Genomic DNA, 4,546 nt, shown 5'->3' on the forward strand with positions numbered 1-4,546 from the left:
CACCAGCACCGGATCCGACAGCGATGCGGCATCGACCGAGACATGCCCCTGCACGAGATCGTCGAAGCCGGTCTTCTCGCTTTCGAGCTTGAAGCGCCAATGCGGGCGGCGCCCCCCCGCTTCCAGCGCGCGCTTTTCCGCATCGGTCAGCTTCAGCGCGGCACGGTCATAGACGGGCGGCTTCTTCTGCGCGAGCTGCAGCTTGCGCTTGCGCTCGAGTTCCTCGGCGGTCTCGTAACAGGGATAAAGACGCCCCGCCTGCTTCAGCTTCCCGGCGGCGGCTTCATATTCGGCGATACGCTCCGACTGCTTCGCGAAAAGATCATGCGCAAGCCCGAGCCATGCGAGGTCGGCCTCGATGCCCTTCGCGAATTCCTCCGTCGAACGCTCGGTGTCCGTATCGTCGAGGCGTAGCAGATATTTTCCGCCGGCTTTCTTCGCATAAAGCCAGCTGAACAGCGCCGCACGGATATTCCCGACATGAAGTCTGCCTGTCGGGCTCGGCGCGAAACGGGCTATGACGGGAGTGGAGGTGGACATTTATGCGCCGCCGAACATTGCAAGCCCTCCCCCCTTGAGGGGGAGGGTTGGGAGGGGGGTAAGCTGCAAATGAAGAGTCTCGCGAAGAAGCCCCCCCACCCGATCGGCTTCGCCGATCGACCTCCCCCTCAAGGGGGGAGGTAAAAGAGCTGAATTATCAAGCTCAATCCGCATCGCGGAAACCGTTGACGATCGGGTAACGGCGGTCCCGGCCGAAACCGCGCCGCGTGATCTTGACGCCGGGCGCGGCCTGACGCCGCTTGTATTCGGAAACATAAAGCAACTGCTCGACGCGCTTGACGACGGCGCGGTCATGCCCGCGCGCGGCGATGTCGCGGATCGCCATCTCGTCTTCGACCAGGCATTCGAGAATGTCGTCGAGAACCGCATAGGGCGGCAGGGAATCCTCGTCCTTCTGGTCGGGACGCAGCTCGGCCGATGGCGGCCGCGTGATGATGTTCTCCGGGATGACGCGGCCCGTGGGACCGAAGCAGCCCTTGGGCATGTGCTCGTTCCGCCAGCGCGACAGCGCGAAGACCTTCATCTTGTAGAGGTCCTTGATCGGATTGAAGCCGCCATTCATGTCGCCATAAAGCGTCGCATAGCCGACAGAGACTTCCGACTTGTTGCCGGTCGTCAGCAGCATCGAACCGAACTTGTTCGAGATCGCCATCAGAATCACGCCGCGCGAGCGCGACTGGAGATTTTCTTCGGTGATGCCGGACTGCGTACCTTCGAAAAGCGGCCCCAGCGCGCCGGAAAAGCCCGCAACCGGCGCCTCGATCGGCACCACGTCGTAGCGCACGCCGAGAAGTTTCGCACATTCGGCCGCATCCTTGATGCTCTCATCCGACGTATAGCGATAGGGCAGCATCACGCAGTGCACCTTGTCGGGCCCGAGCGCATCGACGGCGATAGCCGCGACCAACGCGGAGTCGATACCGCCCGAAAGCCCGAGCACGACGCCAGGAAAGCGGTTCTTGCGCACGTAATCGCGCAGGCCCTGCACGACGGCGAGATAGACGGATTCGAGGTCTTCCTCGACCAGCGTCTTCTCGCCCGGCTCGCAGACCCAGCCGTGATTGCCGCGCGTCCATTCGGTGACGGTGATCGCCTCTTCCCAGGCCGGCATCTGCAGCGCAACCGAATAATCGGCATTGATGACGAAGGAGCCGCCGTCGAACACAAGCTCGTCCTGTCCCCCGATCTGGTTCAGGTAAACGAGCGGCAGGCCGCTTTCGCGAATGCGCGAGACGACGATGTTCTGCCGCTCGTCGGTCTTGTCGGACCAATAGGGCGAACCGTTCGGCACCAGCAGAATCTCGCCGCCCGTCTCGGCAATGCATTCAACGATATCGGGCGTCCAGATATCCTCGCAGATGGGCAGGCCGATCCGCACCCCGCGCACCGAGAGCGGCCCCGGCGGCGGGCCGGGCGTGAAGACGCGCTTCTCGTCGAAGACGCCGTAATTCGGCAGATCGACCTTGAAGCGATGCCCCTTGATCTCGCCCTGATCGAGCAGCAGGAAGGCATTATAGAGATTGCCCTCCTCGACCCAGGGCGAGCCGATCAGGACCGCCGGTCCGCCGTCGGCGGTCTGTTCGGCAAGTTCCGCGACGGCCGCCATGGCCGCACGCTGGAAGGCGGGCTTCAGCACCAGATCCTCCGGCGGATAGCCCACCAGAAAAAGTTCCGGGAACATGACGACGTCGGCCTGGCCAAGCGCCGCCGCGCGACGCGCTTCGACCGCCTTCTGGAGGTTGCCGGCGATATCGCCGACGGTCGGATTGAGCTGGGCGAGAGCGATGCGGAGCTTGTCGGTCATAAGGCCTGAAAATCCCGTGGCTTGGCAGGCGTTTCTAGCCTCTGAGGGGCCGGGGAACAATAGCCGGGGCCGACCTGTCCGACGCGGCGCCGGGCAGGTGCGACTTTCTCTCAATGCCGTTAAGGTTCGGCATCGACAATGACAACGGGTCCCGGAGCCGGGATCGGGAGGACGACATGGCCACAGGCACCAACCGCCAGATACTTCTGGTCGAGACACCCAAGGGCAAGCTGATACCCCAGAATTTCAGCCTTTCGAACGGTTCGATCCCGACACCGAAGGACGGCGACATCCTCGTCAAGGTGAAGCTGATCTCGCTCGACGCCGCAAACCGCGCCTGGATGCAGGGCGCGACCTACCGTTCCGCCGTGGAAGCCGGCACGGTCATGGCGGGCGGCTCGATCTCCGAAGTCATCGAATCGAAGGCGCCGGGCTTTGCCGCCGGCGATCTCGTCTTCGCCGATACGGGCTGGCAGGAATATGCCGCCATTCCGGCCAAGACCGCCCAGAAGCTCCCCGCGATGGAACCGGTGAGCCATCTCCTCAGCGTATACGGCATCGCAGGCCTCACCGCCTATCACGGGCTTCTCGATGTCGGAAAGCCGAAAGCCGGTGAGACCGTCGTCGTTTCCGCCGCCGCGGGCTCGGTCGGCTCCATCGTCGGCCAGATCGCCAAGCTCAAGGGCTGCACGGTGATCGGGATCGCGGGCGGCGACGACAAATGCGCGCTTCTGAAAAGCGAACTCGGCTTCGATCATGCGATCAATTACAAGAAGGAAGCCGTCGGCAAGGCACTGCGCGCCGCCGCGCCGAAAGGCATCGACGTTTATTTCGACAATGTCGGCGGCGACATTCTCGAGGCCTGCCTCTTCGGCATGAACAATTACGGGCGCATCGCCTGCTGCGGCGCCGTCTCGCAATATGACGGCGCCCCACCCGCCCACGGACCGCGCGGCATTCCCGGCCTGATCGTCGTCAAGCGCCTCACCCTGCAGGGCTTCATCCTCACCGACTTCAACGACAGGCGCGAGGAAGCCCTGGCCAATCTCCAGTCCTGGGTCGCGCAGGGCAAGATCAAGGTCCGCGAAGATATTCTGACCGGTCTCGAAAATACGCCGCAGGCGCTTATCGGTCTTCTCGCCGGCGAGAATGTCGGCAAGCGCATGGTCCGCGTGAGCTGACACCGGACGAGTTGGGCAGAAATGGGGCGGAGGACGTCATCCTCCGCCCGTTATTTTGCAGCCGGTCTGCCGACGGAGAGATATCTCTGTCACGTTGAACGTTTTAAACCGATAGAGCCTCACCGGACGGAAACGACCCCATGAATTTCGAAGGACTTCGGCAGCGACTGGCGACCTTGCCCGCCGCCTACGGCAATCTCAGCCCGCGAATGCGGTGGATCGTTGCCGGCGGCTTTATCCTCCTGCTGCTTGTGGTTATTTGGTACGTCCGCTCGATCGAGAGCGGGCAACCCAAATTCAAGACCGCCACCGTGACCAGAGGCGACATCGAGCAGACCGTGACCGCGCTCGGCGCGCTTCAACCGAAAGACTATGTCGATGTGGGCGCGCAGGCCTCCGGCGAATTGCAGGTCGTGCACGTGAATATCGGCGACGTCGTGAAGAAGGGCGAACTCCTCGCCGAGATCGATCCCACCGTCTACGAGTCGACCGTCGCGGCCGACAAGGCGAAAGTCAGGGACCTGCAGGCGCAGATCAAGCGTCAGGAGGCTCAGCTCGAACTTTCGCAAATTCAAAACCGGCGCAACCAGGGCCTTTTGAAGATCGACGCCATCAGCAAGGACACTGCGGACACAAGCGCCGCGACGGTCAAGCAGTACAAAGCCTCGCTGGACTCCTTGCAGGCTCAGCTCGAGCAGGCGCAGTCGACGCTTCAGGGCGACGAGGCCAATCTGAGCTACACGAAAATCTATGCGCCGATGAGCGGCACCGTCACGTCGCAGACGACGTTGCAGGGCCAGACGCTGAACAACCGGCAGACGGCGCCCGTGATCCTGCAGATCGCCGACCTATCGACCATGACGGTCAAGGCACAGGTTGCAGAAGCAGACGTCGGCAAGCTCAAGGTCGGCATGCCGGTCTATTTCACGACGCTCGGCATGCCCGACCGCAAATGGCGTTCGACCGTTCGCCAGATCCTGCCGACGCCCGAAACCGTCAA

The 4,546-nt window shown here is 62.9% G+C and carries 4 protein-coding genes; 2 read left to right on the forward strand and 2 right to left on the reverse strand.

Annotated elements, in window-relative coordinates:
- Together VMR03_RS12775 and VMR03_RS12780 are read right to left on the reverse strand one after the other, a co-directional pair.
- Positions 1 to 540 (reverse strand): glutamate--tRNA ligase (locus VMR03_RS12775; protein ID WP_325405794.1); only part of this gene is annotated, 540 nt, incomplete at its 3' end.
- A 163-nt stretch (positions 541 to 703) separates the two neighbouring features.
- A complete protein-coding gene (locus tag VMR03_RS12780; protein WP_325405796.1) occupies positions 704 to 2,365 on the reverse strand; it encodes an NAD+ synthase in 1,662 nt (553 codons plus the stop codon).
- Positions 2,366 to 2,541: 176 nt separating this feature from the next.
- Between VMR03_RS12780 and VMR03_RS12785 the strand changes: the two genes are divergently transcribed.
- Both VMR03_RS12785 and VMR03_RS12790 read left to right on the forward strand, forming a co-directional pair.
- A complete protein-coding gene (locus VMR03_RS12785; protein WP_325405798.1) occupies positions 2,542 to 3,546 on the forward strand; it encodes an NADP-dependent oxidoreductase in 1,005 nt (334 codons plus the stop codon).
- A 140-nt stretch (positions 3,547 to 3,686) separates the two neighbouring features.
- Positions 3,687 to 4,546, forward strand: an 860-nt coding sequence (locus VMR03_RS12790) for an efflux RND transporter periplasmic adaptor subunit (RefSeq protein ID WP_325405800.1), incomplete at its 3' end; no start/stop codon positions are given.

Source organism: Parvibaculum sp. (assembly GCF_035511255.1).
Classification (GTDB): domain Bacteria; phylum Pseudomonadota; class Alphaproteobacteria; order Parvibaculales; family Parvibaculaceae; genus Parvibaculum.